The organism is Burkholderia sp. SIMBA_062 (genome assembly GCF_046534765.1).
Classification (GTDB): domain Bacteria; phylum Pseudomonadota; class Gammaproteobacteria; order Burkholderiales; family Burkholderiaceae; genus Burkholderia; species Burkholderia ambifaria.
In genome coordinates this window covers 20008-34778 of record NZ_JAWRYD010000028.1, presented here as the reverse complement: position 1 = coordinate 34778, position 14771 = coordinate 20008, and the positions used below count along the sequence as shown (strand labels likewise).

Annotated in this window: 17 protein-coding genes; 11 read left to right on the top strand and 6 right to left on the bottom strand. The window is 65.8% G+C overall.

The genetic code is table 11. The features are described 5' to 3' along the window. Positions 1–13: 13 nt before the first annotated feature. The 3 genes from SB786_RS26205 to SB786_RS26195 all read left to right on the top strand — a co-directional run bounded on the left by SB786_RS26205 (position 14) and on the right by SB786_RS26195 (position 2739). Positions 14–808 carry a MetQ/NlpA family ABC transporter substrate-binding protein gene (locus tag SB786_RS26205; protein ID WP_410730020.1) on the top strand — a complete coding sequence of 265 codons (795 nt, stop codon included), beginning with the start codon at positions 14–16 and terminating at the stop codon, positions 806–808. A gap of 229 nt (positions 809–1037) precedes the next feature. Then, a complete protein-coding gene (locus SB786_RS26200; protein ID WP_410730019.1) occupies positions 1038–1787 on the top strand; it encodes an electron transfer flavoprotein subunit beta/FixA family protein in 750 nt (249 codons plus the stop codon). A 16-nt stretch (positions 1788–1803) separates the two neighbouring features. Further along, the gene (locus SB786_RS26195; RefSeq protein ID WP_410730018.1) at positions 1804–2739 is read left to right on the top strand and encodes an electron transfer flavoprotein subunit alpha/FixB family protein; all 936 of its coding nucleotides are present in this window, start codon (positions 1804–1806) and stop codon (positions 2737–2739) included. Positions 2740–2908: 169 nt separating this feature from the next. Here SB786_RS26195 and SB786_RS26190 read toward each other — a convergent pair whose 3' ends face one another. Then, a complete protein-coding gene (locus SB786_RS26190; RefSeq protein WP_410730017.1) occupies positions 2909–4195 on the bottom strand; it encodes a D-amino acid dehydrogenase in 1287 nt (428 codons plus the stop codon). A gap of 145 nt (positions 4196–4340) precedes the next feature. Here SB786_RS26190 and SB786_RS26185 point away from each other — a divergent pair, with 145 nt between their 5' ends. Both SB786_RS26185 and SB786_RS26180 read left to right on the top strand, forming a co-directional pair. Then, complete coding sequence (locus tag SB786_RS26185; RefSeq protein ID WP_006762687.1) at positions 4341–4829, top strand: Lrp/AsnC ligand binding domain-containing protein; 489 nt, start codon at positions 4341–4343, stop codon at positions 4827–4829. A gap of 103 nt (positions 4830–4932) precedes the next feature. Then, positions 4933–6111 (top strand): PA0069 family radical SAM protein, encoded by a 1179-nt coding sequence (locus tag SB786_RS26180; RefSeq protein ID WP_410730016.1) that lies wholly within the window; start codon positions 4933–4935, stop codon positions 6109–6111. A 17-nt stretch (positions 6112–6128) separates the two neighbouring features. On the opposite strand, the gene SB786_RS26175 is transcribed toward SB786_RS26180, so the two are convergent. Both SB786_RS26175 and SB786_RS26170 read right to left on the bottom strand, forming a co-directional pair. Then, positions 6129–6596, bottom strand: a complete 468-nt coding sequence (locus SB786_RS26175) for an NINE protein (RefSeq protein ID WP_410730015.1) — start codon at positions 6594–6596, stop codon at positions 6129–6131. Positions 6597–6705: 109 nt separating this feature from the next. Beyond that, on the bottom strand, positions 6706–7845 hold the full coding sequence (locus tag SB786_RS26170) for a PQQ-dependent sugar dehydrogenase (RefSeq protein ID WP_410730014.1): 1140 nt from the start codon (positions 7843–7845) through the stop codon (positions 6706–6708). Between the two features lie 153 nt (positions 7846–7998). On the opposite strand from SB786_RS26170, the gene rpsP reads away from it, so the two are divergent. The 6 genes from rpsP (at position 7999) to SB786_RS26140 (ending at position 12125) form a co-directional block, all read left to right on the top strand. Further along, the gene (rpsP, locus tag SB786_RS26165; protein WP_006476550.1) at positions 7999–8253 is read left to right on the top strand and encodes a 30S ribosomal protein S16; all 255 of its coding nucleotides are present in this window, start codon (positions 7999–8001) and stop codon (positions 8251–8253) included. Between the two features lie 42 nt (positions 8254–8295). Next, entirely contained in the window at positions 8296–8973 is a 678-nt protein-coding gene (gene rimM, locus SB786_RS26160) for a ribosome maturation factor RimM (protein ID WP_410730013.1), read from the top strand. Beyond that, positions 8973–9767, top strand: coding sequence for a tRNA (guanosine(37)-N1)-methyltransferase TrmD (gene trmD, locus SB786_RS26155; RefSeq protein ID WP_006761287.1), 795 nt, complete (start codon positions 8973–8975; stop codon positions 9765–9767). Before rimM ends, trmD begins: the two co-directional genes overlap by 1 nt. Before the next feature lie 133 nt (positions 9768–9900). Then, entirely contained in the window at positions 9901–10293 is a 393-nt protein-coding gene (gene rplS / locus SB786_RS26150; protein WP_006761288.1) for a 50S ribosomal protein L19, read from the top strand. An 86-nt stretch (positions 10294–10379) separates the two neighbouring features. Then, complete coding sequence (locus SB786_RS26145) at positions 10380–11066, top strand: CoA pyrophosphatase (protein ID WP_410730012.1); 687 nt, start codon at positions 10380–10382, stop codon at positions 11064–11066. Positions 11067–11186: 120 nt separating this feature from the next. After that, entirely contained in the window at positions 11187–12125 is a 939-nt protein-coding gene (locus SB786_RS26140) for a CobD/CbiB family protein (RefSeq protein ID WP_006761290.1), read from the top strand. A 77-nt stretch (positions 12126–12202) separates the two neighbouring features. Here SB786_RS26140 and SB786_RS26135 read toward each other — a convergent pair whose 3' ends face one another. The 3 genes from SB786_RS26135 to SB786_RS26125 are packed head-to-tail and all read right to left on the bottom strand — an operon-like array spanning position 12203 to position 14770. Continuing rightward, positions 12203–12520 carry a hypothetical protein gene (locus SB786_RS26135; protein WP_006761291.1) on the bottom strand — a complete coding sequence of 106 codons (318 nt, stop codon included), beginning with the start codon at positions 12518–12520 and terminating at the stop codon, positions 12203–12205. Between the two features lie 52 nt (positions 12521–12572). Beyond that, on the bottom strand, positions 12573–13514 hold the full coding sequence (gene rsgA, locus SB786_RS26130; RefSeq protein ID WP_410730011.1) for a ribosome small subunit-dependent GTPase A: 942 nt from the start codon (positions 13512–13514) through the stop codon (positions 12573–12575). After that, on the bottom strand, positions 13511–14770 hold the full coding sequence (locus SB786_RS26125; RefSeq protein WP_410730010.1) for a M48 family metallopeptidase: 1260 nt from the start codon (positions 14768–14770) through the stop codon (positions 13511–13513). The genes rsgA and SB786_RS26125 overlap by 4 nt, the downstream gene beginning before the upstream one ends. Between the last annotated feature and the right edge of the window lies 1 nt (position 14771).

The window sequence follows — 14771 nt, the reverse complement described above, 5'->3', positions numbered from 1 at the left end:
TTTGGGGGAGACGATGCAACGACGCTTCATGCTGAAGTTCGCGGCCGCACTCGGCGCGGCCGCGCTGTTCGCGAGCGCACATGCGCAGGCCGAAACCATCAAGGTGGGCGTGACGGGCGGCCCGCACGCGCAGATCATGGACGTGGTGAAGAAGGTCGCGGCCAAGAGCGGCCTCGACATCCGAATGGTCGAATTCTCCGATTACGTGCAGCCGAACGCGGCGCTCGCGTCGGGCGATCTGGACGCGAACAGCTACCAGCACGATCCGTATCTGCAGGCGCAGGTGAAGGATCGCGGCTACAAGCTGATCAAGGTCGCCGAGACTGTCACGTTCCCGATGGGCATCTATTCGAAGCGGGTGAAGTCCCTGGCCGAGCTCAAGCCTGGCGCGCGCATCGCGGTGCCGAACGACCCGACCAACGGCGGCCGCGCGCTGCTGTTGCTGCAGAAGCAGGGGCTCTTGAAGCTGCGCGCGGACGCAGGCCTCAAGGCGACGCCGCTCGACATCGTCGACAATCCGCGCAAGCTGAGGATCGTCGAGCTCGATGCGGCGCAGATTCCGCGCTCGCTCGCCGACGTCGATGCGGCCGCGATCAACACCAACTACGCGATGGAAGCGGGGTTGAAACCGAAGCAGGATGCGATCGCGATCGAGGGCCCGAACGGCCCGTACGCGAACGTTCTCGCGATTCGCGAGGCCGACCGGAGCAAGCCGTGGGTCGCGAAACTGGTCGCTGCCTACCATTCCGCGGAAGTGAAGCAGTTCATCGAACAGAAGTTCGGCGGGGCGGTCATCGCCGCCTGGTAACGCGATGTACAGGGCGCGCCCGGCGACGATTAGAGGCGATGATCGAAAACCCGGGCTTTGCGTCCGGGTTTTTTCTCTTTTAAAATAGAACGACCGTTCGCTATTGCCGGCACGCCGAAGAGGCGCGCTATCCTCGATAGCCGCGATGGATGGGTCCGCTGGGCCGCGCAGTCACGAGGCCTCGCTATAGAATGGCCTCTGGTCGTATTCGTAACTTTGGAGCGTGTGCATGAAAATCCTGGTGCCAGTGAAAAGAGTGGTCGATTACAACGTGAAGGTCCGCGTGAAGTCGGACAACACGGGCGTCGACATCGCGAACGTGAAGATGTCGATGAACCCGTTCGACGAGATCGCGGTGGAAGAAGCGGTGCGCCTGAAGGAAGCGGGCGTGGCGACCGAAGTGATCGCGGTGTCGGTCGGTGTCACGCAAGCGCAGGAAACGCTGCGCACGGCGCTGGCGATCGGCGCGGATCGCGCGATCCTGGTTGAGTCGAACGACAGCGTCGAGCCGCTGGCCGTCGCGAAGATCCTGAAGGCGCTGGTCGACAAGGAGCAGCCGCAGTTGGTGATCCTCGGCAAGCAGGCGATCGACGACGATTCGAACCAGACGGGCCAGATGCTGGCTGCGCTCGCAGGTCTCCCGCAAGCGACGTTCGCGTCGAAGGTGACGGTGGCCGACGGCAAGGCCACCGTTGCGCGTGAAGTCGACGGTGGCGCGGAAACGCTGTCGCTTCAACTGCCGGCGGTCGTGACCACCGACCTGCGCCTGAACGAGCCGCGCTACGTGACGCTGCCGAACATCATGAAGGCGAAGAAGAAGCCGCTGGAAAACGTGAAGCCGGAAGACCTGGGCGTGGACGTCGCGCCCCGTCTGAAGACGCTGAAGGTGGTCGAGCCGCCGAAGCGCGCGGCCGGCGTGAAGGTGCCGGACGTGAAGACGCTGGTCGAGAAGCTGAAGACCGAAGCCAAGGTGCTGTAAGAGGGAGCGGAAAGAAATGACGATTCTGGTGATTGCAGAACACGACAACGCGTCGATCAAGGCCGCGACACTGAACACGGTGGCGGCGGCAGCGAAGATCGGCGGCGACATCCACGTGCTGGTCGCGGGCCACAACGCGCAAGGCGCAGCCGACGCGGCCGCGAAGATCGCGGGTGTGTCGAAGGTGCTGCTGGCCGACGCGCCGCAGCTCGAAGCGGGCCTGGCGGAAAACGTCGAGGCGACCGCGCTGAATATCGCGAAGGACTATTCGCACATCCTCGCGCCGGCCACGGCCTACGGCAAGAACATCGCGCCGCGCATCGCCGCGAAGCTGGACGTCGCGCAGATCTCCGACATCACGGCAGTCGATTCGGCCGACACGTTCGAGCGCCCGATCTACGCGGGCAACGCGATCGCGACGGTGCAGTCGAGCGACCCGATCAAGGTGATCACGGTACGTGCGACAGGTTTCGATCCGGTAGCAGCCGAAGGCGGCAGCGCATCGGTCGAGAAGATCGATGCGGCAGCCGATGCAGGCAAGTCGCAGTTCGTGAGCCGTGAAGTGACGAAGCTGGACCGTCCGGAACTCACCAGCGCGAACATCATCGTGTCGGGCGGTCGCGGTCTGGGTAGCGGCGAGAACTACACGAAGGTGCTGGAGCCGCTCGCCGACAAGCTGTCGGCGGCACTCGGCGCATCGCGCGCGGCAGTCGACGCGGGCTACGTGCCGAACGACTACCAGGTCGGCCAGACCGGCAAGATCGTCGCGCCGCAGCTGTACATCGCGGTGGGCATCTCGGGTGCGATCCAGCATCTGGCCGGCATGAAGGATTCGAAGGTGATCGTCGCGATCAACAAGGATCCGGAAGCGCCGATTTTCAGCGTGGCGGACTATGGCCTCGTCGGCGATCTGTTCGCGCTCGTGCCGGAGCTCGTGAGCGAGCTCGGCTGACCCGGCGGGCCGCTTCGGCGGTAAGCACGCAGCAAGACAAGGGGCGCGATGAGCGCCCCTTTTTTGTGGCATGCAGACGAGGGCGGGGGCTGCGATCAACAAAAAAGGCGCCCAAGAGGCGCCTTTCCATCGCTGCCGACCGTCGTGCGTCGCCGCGGGCCGTTCCGGCTTATGCGTATGCCGGGCGCGTCTGGCCGGCCACGTCCTTCAGGTAACGATGCACCGACAGGTCGTCGGCCTGAATCGCCGGCTGCTTGCCCGAGATCAGATCGGCGAGCAACTGGCCCGACCCGCACGACATCGTCCAGCCGAGCGTGCCGTGGCCGGTGTTCAGGAACAGGTTCGAGACCGGCGTGCGGCCGACGATCGGCGTGCCGTCCGGCGTCATCGGGCGCAGGCCCGTCCAGAACGTTGCCTTCGACGTATCGCCGCCGCCGGGAAACAGGTCGTTCACGCACATTTCGAGCGTTTCGCGGCGCGCGGCGCGCAGGTTCTTGTCGAAGCCGACGATCTCGGCCATGCCGCCGACGCGGATGCGCTGGTCGAAGCGCGTAATGGCGATCTTGTAGGTCTCGTCGAGCACCGTCGATACGGGGGCCGCCGCCTCGTTGACGATCGGCGCGGTGATCGAATAGCCCTTCAGCGGATAGACCGGGATCTTCATCAGGTTCGAGATGAAGCTGGTCGAGTACGAGCCGAGCGCCACGACATACGCATCCGCGCGCACCGTCTCGCTGCCGCACTGCACGCCGGCGATCCTGCCGCCCGCAATCGCGAGCGCGTCGATCGGCGTGTTGTAGCGGAACTTCACCCCGAGCGATTCCGCGAGCGCCGCGAGGCGCGTCGTGAACAGCTGGCAGTCGCCCGTTTCGTCGCCCGGCAGGCGCAGGCCGCCCGTCAGCTTGTGCGTTACGGCGGCGAGCGCCGGTTCGGCGTTCTTCAACTCGGCCGGCGACAGCAGTTCGAACGGCACGTTTGCTTGCTGCAGCACCGCGATGTCCTTCGCCGCGCCGTCGAGTTGCTGTTGCGTGCGGAACAGTTGCAGCGTGCCGCCCGTGCGCCCTTCGTACTGGATGCCGGTATCGGCGCGCAGCGCCTGCAGGCAATCGCGACTGTATTCGGCCAGGCGGACCATGCGGCCCTTGTTGACTGCATAGCGGTCGGCCGTGCAGTTGCGCAGCATCTGCCACATCCACTGGAGCTGGAAGCGCGTGCCGTCGAGGCGGATCGCGAGCGGCGCGTGCTTCTCGAACATCCACTTGACGGCCTTCAGCGGCACGCCGGGCGCGGCCCACGGAGCCGCATAGCCGGGCGAGATCTGGCCGGCATTCGCGAAGCTCGTCTCGAGCGCCGGGCCGGCCTCGCGGTCGATCACCGTGACTTCATGACCGGCGCGCGCGAGGTAATACGCGCTTGCCACGCCCACCACACCGCTGCCCAGAACGACGACTCGCATAGCTGCTCCAGATGGAAGGGATCAGGTCAAGGCCGGGCGCACCTGCGGCTCCGTGTAACCTCTAGCTGATCTAGTTTTTTGAGCTATGGTATTGTCGAATGTGCAGGTTTTGTTATCGTATTTTTCAGGTTTTCAGAATAAACAAATGAGAACGCAACGCCAGCCAGTACGCTCGCTCGACAAGCTCGACCGCCGCATCCTCAAACTGCTGCAGGACGACGGCCGGATGGCGATGAAGGACCTCGCGGAACAGGTCGGGCTGACCGTGACGCCGTGCATCGAGCGCGTGCGGCGCATGGAGCGCGACGGTGTCATCACCGGCTATCACGCACGCGTCGATCCGGGCCAGCTCGGCGCCGCGTTGCTGGTGTTCGTCGAGATCACGCTCGGCCACAAGGGCGGCAACATGTTCGAGCAGTTCCGTCGCGAAGTGATGAAGATCGACGAGGTGCTCGAATGCCATCTCGTGTCCGGTGACTTCGACTACCTGATCAAGGCGCGGATCGGTGAAATGGCCGACTATCGCAAGCTGCTCGGCGACATCCTGCTGCAACTGCCCGGTGCGGTGCAGTCGAAGAGCTATGTCGTGATGGAGGAAATCAAGGAAACGCTGACGATTTCGGTCGGCGAATGACCGCTGCGGCGGTCATTCGCCGGGCCCGCTGTCGGGCCCCTTTTCTCACTCTTGGCATGCTGCACCCAATACTGTATAAATATACAGTATTGGGTGCAGGTGAATGGGTGAGCGCATGGACGGCCGGTCCGACAACGAATTTCCAATAGCACCGCCGGCGCCCCGCAAGGGGCGCGGTGCGGTCGACAACCTCCAGGGGCGGTACGAAACGGCGCTGCGCGAAGCGGTCGACGACGGCTGGGCGCACGAATCGGACGACGCCGATCTACCCGCGCCGCTGCGCACGCAGGTGTTCGAGGAGCGCGCGAAGAGCATCCTGACGCACAACCAGTCGCCGGACATACCGTTCAGCGTGTCGCTCAATCCGTATCGCGGCTGCGAGCACGGGTGCATCTACTGCTTTGCACGGCCGACCCACAGCTATCTCGGCCTGTCGCCGGGGCTCGATTTCGAGAGTCGCATCTATGCGAAGGTCAATGCGGCCGAGCTGCTCGAGCGCGAGATTTCGCGCAAGCGTTACGTGCCGGAGCCGATCGCACTCGGCGTCAACACAGACGCATACCAGCCGGTCGAGCGCGACCTGCGCATCACGCGCAGCGTGATGCAGGTGATGCACGATCACGGGTTGCCGTTCGCCGCGATCACGAAATCGTCGCTGATCGAGCGCGATCTCGACCTGCTTGCTCCGATGGCCGAGCGCGGGCAGGTGATGGCGGCGGTCACGATCACGACGCTCGACGCCGATCTCGCGCGCACGCTCGAGCCGCGCGCGGCGACGCCGGCGCGCCGGCTGCGTACGATCCGCGCGTTGCGCGACGCGGGTGTGCCGGTGGGTGTCAGCATTGCACCGATGATCCCGTTCGTCACCGAGCCGGACATGGAGCGCGTGCTGGAGGCCTGCGCGGAAGCAGGCGCGACGCATGCGAGCTACATCGTCCTGCGGCTGCCGTGGGAGGTCGCGCCGCTGTTCAGGAACTGGCTCACCGCGCATTTCCCCGATCGCGCGGAGCGCGTGATGAACCGTGTGCGCGACATGCGCGGCGGGAAGGACTACGACTCGGATTTCTCGAAACGGATGAAGGGGGAGGGGATCTGGGCCGACCTGTTGCGGCAGCGTTTCCGTCAGGCCGTCAAGCGGCTCGGGTTGAACGAGCGCACGAACGGCATTCTGGATCTGTCGCAGTTTCGCGGCGCGCCGGTGGCCGCGCTGGCCGCTCGGCGCACCGTGGCGGGCGCAACGAGCACGAAGTCGCGTGACGACATGCAGTTGAGCCTGTTCTGACCGGTGCGCGTCGGCGCTTACTGCGAAATCTGCTTCGCCGCTTCGACTTGCGATTCGAAATACGTCTGGAACGACAGCGCGAGCGCGGTCATCAGCAGGAACGCGCCGATCAGCAGCGAGAAGATCACGATGAAGATCACCGTCCAGCCCGACCGGCTGTGCTCGCCCGTATCGGCATTGAATTGCGCGTCCCATTTCTCGTCGGGGCGCAGGCCATAGACGAGCGCGGCGAGGAACGCGGCCAGCAGCGAGATCGCACCCGGCACGGCGAGCCACCAGCCGAGGCTGGCGCTGCGCTGGGTCGCGGCGAGCAGCATGAAACCCGGAATCCCGACGATCGTCGCGAGCAGGTGCGCCCAGCCGTACACGTCGCGAAGGCCGTACAGGTAGAAGCGGTGCGCGCCGAGCGAGCCGAACAGGAACGCGAGGGCGGCGGTGAGCGTCTTGGAGCGGAAGCGGCGGGACGGTGCGGTGCTGCTGGACATGGGTGGCGGCGGATTATCGTTGGCGTGGCGGCCGGCAGGCCGGCGCGGGGCGCTCGGCCCGGCACGCATTCTACGATGCGCGGTCGGCCCCGGTCACCCCTCGCCTGCGTCAAGGTGCCGCATAGGTGACGCGGTAGATGGCGCCTGCATGGTCGTCGCTGACGAGCAGCGAGCCGTCCGGCAGCGGCAGCACGTCGGCCGGGCGTCCCCACACGGTGCCGTCGGCGCGCAGCCAGCCCGTGATGAACGGTGTCTGGCGCGCGTGACTGCCGTCGGCCGACACGACCGCGCGCATCACGCGGTAGCCGACCTTCGTGCTGCGGTTCCACGAACCGTGCTCGGCAATGAAGACATTGTTGCGATACGACGCCGGGAACATCGGTCCCGTATAGAAGCGCATGCCGAGTGCCGCGACGTGCGCGCCGAGTTTCAGCACCGGCGGCACATGGCGGCGGCACACGTCGGCGCTCCCGAATTCGGGGTCGGGCGTGTCGCCGCCATGACAGTATGGAAAGCCGAAGTCGAGGCCCGCGCGCGGCGCGCGGTTCAGCTTGTCGTGGGGTACGTCGTCGCCCATCAGGTCGCGCCCGTTGTCGGTGAACCACAGCTCGCCCGAGTCGGGGTGCCAGGCGAAGCCGACGGTATTGCGCACGCCGCGGGCGAATACCTCACGGCCGCTGCCGTCGGCGTTCATGCGTGCGATGATCGCGTAGCGGCTGCGATCGGCGACGCACACGTTGCACGGCGCGCCGGTCGGAACGTAGAGCTTGCCGTCGGGGCCGAACGCGATGAATTTCCAGCCGTGATGATGATCGGTCGGCAGCGCGTCCGTCACGACCGCCGGCGCGGGCGGCCTCGCGAGCCGGTCATCGATGTGGTCGAGGCGCAGGATGCGCGACACGGCCGAGATATAGAGCGCGCCGTCGCGATATGCAACACCGACGGGCATGTCGAGACCCGATGCGATCACGTAGCGGCCAGTGATCCGACCCTCCCGCATCACGAAGGCATGCACGCGGCCTTCCCGCGAGCCGACATACAGGATCCCGCGCGGCGACCACGCCATTTCGCGGGCGGTCGGCACGGCGTCGGTCAGTACGTCGACGTGGAAGCCGGGCGGCACGACGAGTTCGCCCACCGGCGGCGCGGCGCAAGCCGCGGTGGCGACGAGGCAGGTGACGAAACCGGCCAGCAGGCCCGTGAGGCGATGCTGCGCGCGGCACGCCAGGGCGGCGCGAAATGGCGGCATGGCGGCGGAGAGCGTCGTGAACACGACGATTGTAGGCCCGGCGAACACGGCGTCCGCGGAATTTTTGCGCGTAAGTGTTTGTTGTGGCTTTGGTTTCCGGCTATAATCGCACGTTTCAGTAGTTTCGAACCCGGTTTCCCCGAAGGATTTCATATGGTTATCATCCGTCTGGCTCGCGGCGGCTCGAAGAAGCGCCCGTTCTACAACATCGTTGCTACCGATTCGCGCAACCGTCGTGACGGCCGCTTCATCGAGCGCGTCGGCTTCTACAACCCGGTCGCCACGAAGGGCGAATCGCTGCGTATCGCTCAGGATCGCCTGACGTACTGGCAAGGTGTTGGCGCGCAACTGTCGCCGACCGTCCAGCGTCTCGTGAAGGAAGCGCAAAAGGCGCAACCGGCCGCCTAACATGGCGCGGTGTGCCGGTCGTGCCGGCTGCAAGGAGCATTGATGTCCGGTCACGATTCCGGTAACGCAAAGCGCGGGCGAGCGTCGTTTGGCGCATTCGTCCGCAAGCCGGTCGAGCGCGACGTTGTCGCGAGCGCCGGCGAGGCTGCCGAGCAGGGCAGTCTCGAAGCGGTGCAAGCCTGGCCCGACGATGCTGTCGAGGTCGGGGCAGTGGTCGACGCCTATGGCCTGAAAGGCTGGATCAAGGTGGCGACGCATGCCGACGCCGGTCGCGGCGGCGATGCGCTGCTCGACACGCGCCGCTGGTGGCTGGAACGGGGTGGGGAGCGGTTGTCCGCCCGCATCCTGCAGTCGAAAACGCACGGCGACACAGTCGTCGCGCATGCCGCGGGTGTCAGCGACCGCGATGCCGCATTGGCTTTGCGCGGCTTTCGCGTGTTCGTGCGCCGGGAAGATTTCCCGGCGTTGGCCGCGGACGAATTCTATTGGGTCGACCTGATCGGTCTCGAGGTCGTCAACGAGCAATCGGTGGCGCTTGGGAAAGTGAGCGGAATGATCGACAACGGCGTGCATTCGATCATGCGCGTCGAGTATCCGGCAGTCGGCAAGGATGGTCAGCCGACCACCGATGAACGGCTGATTCCGTTCGTCGGCGTATACGTCAAGACGGTGGATCAGGCGGCACGTCGCATCGTCGTCGACTGGGAAGCCGATTACTAATGAACCAGGTTACGGAGAGCGCGGTGCAGTTCGACGTCGTCACGCTCTTTCCCGAAATGTTCCGCGCGCTGACCGACTGGGGCATCACCAGCCGGGCCGTGAAGCAGGAACGCTTCGGGTTGCGCACCTGGAACCCGCGTGATTTCACGACGGACAACTACCGCACGGTCGACGATCGTCCGTACGGTGGCGGTCCGGGCATGGTGATGCTGGCCAAGCCGCTCGAGGCCGCGATCGGCGCTGCGAAGGCAGCGCAGGCGGAGCAGGGCGTCGCGAGCACGCGTGTGGTGATGATGTCGCCGCAAGGTGCGCCGTTCACGCACGAACGTGCGGTGCGGATGGCGCAGGAGCCTGGTGTCATTGTGCTGTGCGGCCGCTACGAGGCGATCGATCAGCGTCTGCTCGACCGTTGTGTAGACGAGGAAATCAGCCTCGGCGATTTCGTTCTGTCCGGTGGCGAACTGCCGGCGATGGCGATGATGGATGCTGTCGTGCGCCTGCTGCCCGGCGTGCTGAACGATGCGCAGTCGGCCGTGCAGGACAGCTTCGTCGACGGGCTGCTCGATTGCCCGCATTACACGCGCCCCGAGGAATACGAGGGAATGCGCGTGCCGGACGTGCTGCTTGGCGGGCATCATGCCGAGATCGAGCGGTGGCGCCGTCAGGAAGCATTGAAGAATACGTTGCGGAAGCGGCCGGACCTGATCGTTCGGGCGCGCCGCGAGAAGTTGTTGAGCCGGGCCGACGAGGCGTGGCTTGCGAACCTCGCACGCGAAGCGAAGAACGCCTCCTGAGGCGGCGTCGCGGGCGGGAAATGGCGGTGCCGTGCATGCGTGCGCGGCGCCTGATGTGAATCCATCCTCTGTCGGGGCCAGGCCTGGAAGCAGGCGGGCGCAAACGCCGACACGATGGCTTTAGGAGTCAGTGATGAATCTGATTGCAAAACTTGAGCAGGAAGAGATCGAGCGCGCGCTCGCCGGCAAGACGATCCCCGAATTCGCCCCGGGCGACACGGTGATCGTGAACGTGAACGTGGTTGAAGGTACCCGCAAGCGCGTTCAGGCTTACGAAGGCGTCGTGATCGCGATTCGCAACCGTGGCCTGAACTCGAACTTCATCGTCCGCAAGATTTCGTCGGGCGAAGGCGTCGAGCGTACGTTCCAGACCTACTCGCCGCTGCTGGCGAGCATCGTCGTCAAGCGTCGCGGTGATGTGCGTCGTGCGAAGCTGTACTACCTGCGCGAGCGTTCGGGCAAGTCGGCTCGAATCAAGGAAAAGCTGGTGTCGAAGGATCGCACCGCAGCAGCTTCCCAAGAGTAAGAGCTGTAAGGAAAAAGCACCCTCCCGGGTGCTTTTTTCATTCTGGCGCGACAATATGCTCGATACGTCACGAACCGAGAGTCCCATTGAATCGCCGCCCCATCGTTGATCCCGAAGTGCTGCCGGTCGAAGGCACCGGCGCCGGCCTGCCGTCCATCGATGCACGCCTGATGACGCCGCCCGGGCTGCGCGAACGTTTCACGCGCACGCTCGAATGGAACGTCGAGCCCGGCGAGGCTCGCCTGGTGGAGGGCGTCGATCCGCGCAGCGCTGCCGTCCTCATACCGCTCGTGGTTCGCGAGAGCGGCCTCACAGTGCTGCTGACCCAGCGCGCCGATCACCTGAACGACCATGCCGGGCAGATCAGCTTCCCCGGCGGCCGTCGCGAGCCGTTCGATCGCGATGCGACGGCGACCGCGTTGCGCGAGGCGAAGGAAGAAATCGGCCTGACGGCCGAGCGGGTGGAGATCCTCGGTGCGCTGCCCGACTACCTGACGGGTACCGGCTTCTGCGTGACGCCCGTCGTGGGGCTCGTGCATCCGCCGTTCACCGTGCAGGCCGACGCATTCGAAGTCGCCGAGATTTTCGAGGTGCCGCTCGCGTTCCTGATGAGTCCCGCGAACCACCAGGTGCGCGTGTTCCGCTGGGAAGGCGGCGAGCGTCGTTTTTTTGCGATGCCCTATCCGAATGGAGAGTCGGCCGGGCATTACTTCATCTGGGGCGCAACTGCCGCCATGTTGCGCAATCTGTACCGCTTCTTGGCAGCCGGATAGCATCCCGCCCGAGCCCGCCCACGCGGTCGGCTCGCGGCCCGTCGCGCCAGCAGCCATCCGTCGCTTACGCTGTGCTATCGTTATGCAAAAAATGACATAACTCGGAAGACGGCGCCACGCATGACTTTCTTTTCGGTTCTCCTCGCTCTCATCATCGAACAGGTCCGCGCGTTGTCGCCAAGCAATCCGGTGTTCGCGCTGTTCCAGTTTCATGCGGAAACCGTGGCGCATGGCCTCGACGCTGGCAAGCAAAAGCATGGCGTGCTCGCATGGCTCGCAGTCGTGCTGCCGTGGGTGCTGATCGTCGCGCTGATCTACTTCCTGCTGTACAAGGTGAGCTTCGTGCTCGCGTTCATCTGGAACGTCGTCGTCGTGTATTTCACGCTCGGCTTCCGCCAGTTCAGCCACTACTTCACCGATATCCATCTCGCGCTCAACAACGACGACGTGCCGCGTGCCCGCGAAATCCTGCACGAATGGACGGGCCTCGACACGGTCGACATGCCGGTCGGCGAAATCGTCCGCCATACGCTGATTCATGCGGTCGTTGCGTCGCATCGCCACGTGTTCGGCGTGTTCTTCTGGTATGTGCTGCCGATCGGTCCGGCAGGCGCCGTGCTGTATCGCATCTCCGAATATCTCGCGCGCAGCTGGTCGACGCCGGGCGACGAACGCACGGCCGCGTTCTCGACATTCGCGCAGCGGGCGTTCTTCGTGATCGACTGGATTCCGTCGCGGTTGACCGCGCTCGGCTTCGCGATCGTCGGCAACTTCGAGGATGCGATCTACGCGTGGCGCAATCACACGCGCCAGTGGCCCGACCCGAACGACGGCGTGCTGCTCGCGGCCGGTAGCGGCGCGCTCGGCGCGCGCCTCGCAGGGCCGCTCGCGGAGCCGTCGAGCCTCGACGCGCTCGCGGTCGGCGACAGCGGTCCGTTGACGGTCGGTGACGATTGCACGCCGCGCACGCTGCAGTCGGCGGTCGGCCTGGTGTGGCGCGCCGTGATCCTGTGGATGATCCTGCTGTTGATGCTGACGCTGGCGGTCTGGGTATCGTAACGCGCTCGCCCGGCCGCCCGATGAAATGAAAAGGCCGGCTCGATGCCGGCCTTTTTGCTGTGCGTCGGTCAATCCGGTCAGTCGTCGAGCGGATCGCGCACGGCGCCGCATTGCCAGCAGGCAGTGAACTGGGCCTCGAGCGCCTCGCCGCACTGGCGGCAGCGCCACGGCGCGGCGCCGGCCGACGGGCCGTGTGACGCCGCATCGAGAAGCCGCCGCGCGAGCGCATCGTCGCGCTCGTCGTCGAGCCACAGCTCGGGCGCGCATGCGTCGGCGGGCAGGCCGCCGAGCGCACCGGGCGCGTAGCAGTTGTGCAGCTCGCAACCGATGCCGGCCACCTGCAGCACATTCGCCCAATGCTGCGCAGTGGCGAGATCGGGGGCCTTGAAACGCATCGCGGCTCCTGTCGGTGAACGCCAGGCCGGCCGCCGTCTGCCCGTCGTGCGGTCAGCGGACGATCTGGCTCGCCTCGTGCACGAGCTGCGCGTAGAGCGCATGCCGCGACGGCGCAATGCGGCCGTCGGCCACGGCTTCGAGAATCGCGCAGCCGGGCTCGTGCAGATGATGACAATTATAGAAACGGCAGTCCGCGAGCAACGGGCGGAATTCCGGAAACGCGCGCTCCAGGCGCCCCTCCGTCAGGTGATACAGGCCGAACTCCTGGAAGCCCGGCGAATCGATCAGCGCGCCGCCGCCTTCGAGCGGGTAGAGGCGCGTGAACGTCGTAGTGTGGCGGCCGCTGTTGAGCGCGGCCGAGATTTCGCGGGTCGCGGCCTCGGCATCGGGCACGAGCAGGTTCACGAGCGTCGACTTGCCCATCCCGGACTGGCCGAGGAGGATCGTCGAGTGTCCGGCCAGATGCGGCATCAGCTGCGCGCGCGCATCGTCGGGCGAGCCCTTCACCGACAGTTCGAGCACGTCGTAGCCGAGCGCGCGGTAGGGCGCGAGGCGCTCGCGGGCGACCGGCAGCGCGGCTTCGACGTCGATCTTGTTCAGCACGACGAGCGGCTTCAGTTCGTTCGCTTCGGCCGCGATCAGCGCACGGCCAAGCAGATCCTCGCTGAAATAGGGCTCGGTCGCCAGCACGATCAGCAACTGGTCGAGGTTGGCCGCGAACAGCTTCGACTTGAACTGGTCGGAGCGGTACAGCAGGTTGCGCCGCTCGCCGATCTCGACGATCACGCCCTGGTCGGCCGAGGCCTGTTCGTACACGACGCGGTCGCCGACCGCGATCTCGCTTTTCTTGCCGCGCGGGAAGCATTGCAGCATCGGGCCGCCGTCGTCGGGCGCGACGATGTAGTGGCGACCGTGCGCCGCGATCACGCGGCCTTCGACACGCTGCGCGCCCGATGCGCGCGGGGCCGGCTTGCGGGAGGTCGGCCGGATCATGCGTGCTGCATCAGGCGGTCGATCCGCTGCGACGCAGGCGGATGCGAGTAGTAGAAGGCCGTATAGACGGGGTCGGGCGTAAGCGTCGACGCGTTGTCTTCGTAGAGCTTCACGAGCGCGCTGACGAGATCCTGCGCGTCGGTCTGGCTGGCCGCGAACGCGTCGGCCTCGAATTCATGCTTGCGCGACGTGAGGCTGCTGAACGGCGTCGCGAAGAACAGGAACACGGGGATCGCGAGGAAGAACAGCACGAGCGCGGCGCCCGCGTTGCTCGTGTCGAGCGACGGCGCGACGCCGAGCCCCGTGTAGAACCACGTGCGCTGCGCGAGCCAGCCGAGCAGCGCGAGCAGCACGAGGCTCAGCACGAACGACACGAGCATCCGCTTCAGCACGTGGCGGCGCTTGAAGTGGCCGAGTTCGTGCGCGAGCACGGCCTCGATTTCCTCGCCGGACAGCCGCGCGAGCAGCGTGTCGAAGAACACGATCCGCTTCGATGCGCCGAAGCCCGTGAAGTATGCGTTGCCGTGCGCGGAACGGCGGCTGCCGTCCATCACGAACAGGCCCTTCGCCGCGAAGCCGCACCGTTTCATCAGCGACTCGATGCGCGCGCGCAGCGCTTCGTCCTTCAGCGGCTCGAACTTGTTGAAGATCGGCGCGATGAAGGTCGGGTAGATCAGCAGGACGAGCATCTGGAACGCGACCCAGACGATCCAGGTCCACAGCCACCACAGGCCGCCGGCCTGGTTCATCAGCCACAGCACGACGAACAGCAGCGGCAGGCCGAGCACCGCGCCGAGCAGCGTGTTTTTCAGCATGTCGGTGAAGAACAGGCGCTTGGTCATCCGGTTGAAGCCGAACCGCTGTTCGATCCCGAACTGGCGGTAATACTCGAACGGCACGTCGATCACGCTCGTGATCACGAGCACGGCGGCGACGAGCGCGACCTGCTGCCCGTAGCCGCGGCCCAGCCAGCCCGTCAGCAGCGTGTCGAGCGCGCCGACGCCGCCGAGCAGCGTGAGGCCGACCAGCACGACCGCGCTGACGACGATCTCGAACATCGCCAGCCGCGTGCGCTCGACCGTGTAGTCGGCCGCGCGCTGGTGGGCGGTCAGCGGAATGGTGGCGCTGAACTGCGCGGGCACGCCGTTGCGGTGCGCGGCGACGAAGCGGATCTGCCGCGACGCGAGCCACAGCTTGGTGACGACCATCGCGAGCACGGCGATCGCGAACAGCAGGGTGAACGAAAAGGGTGACATC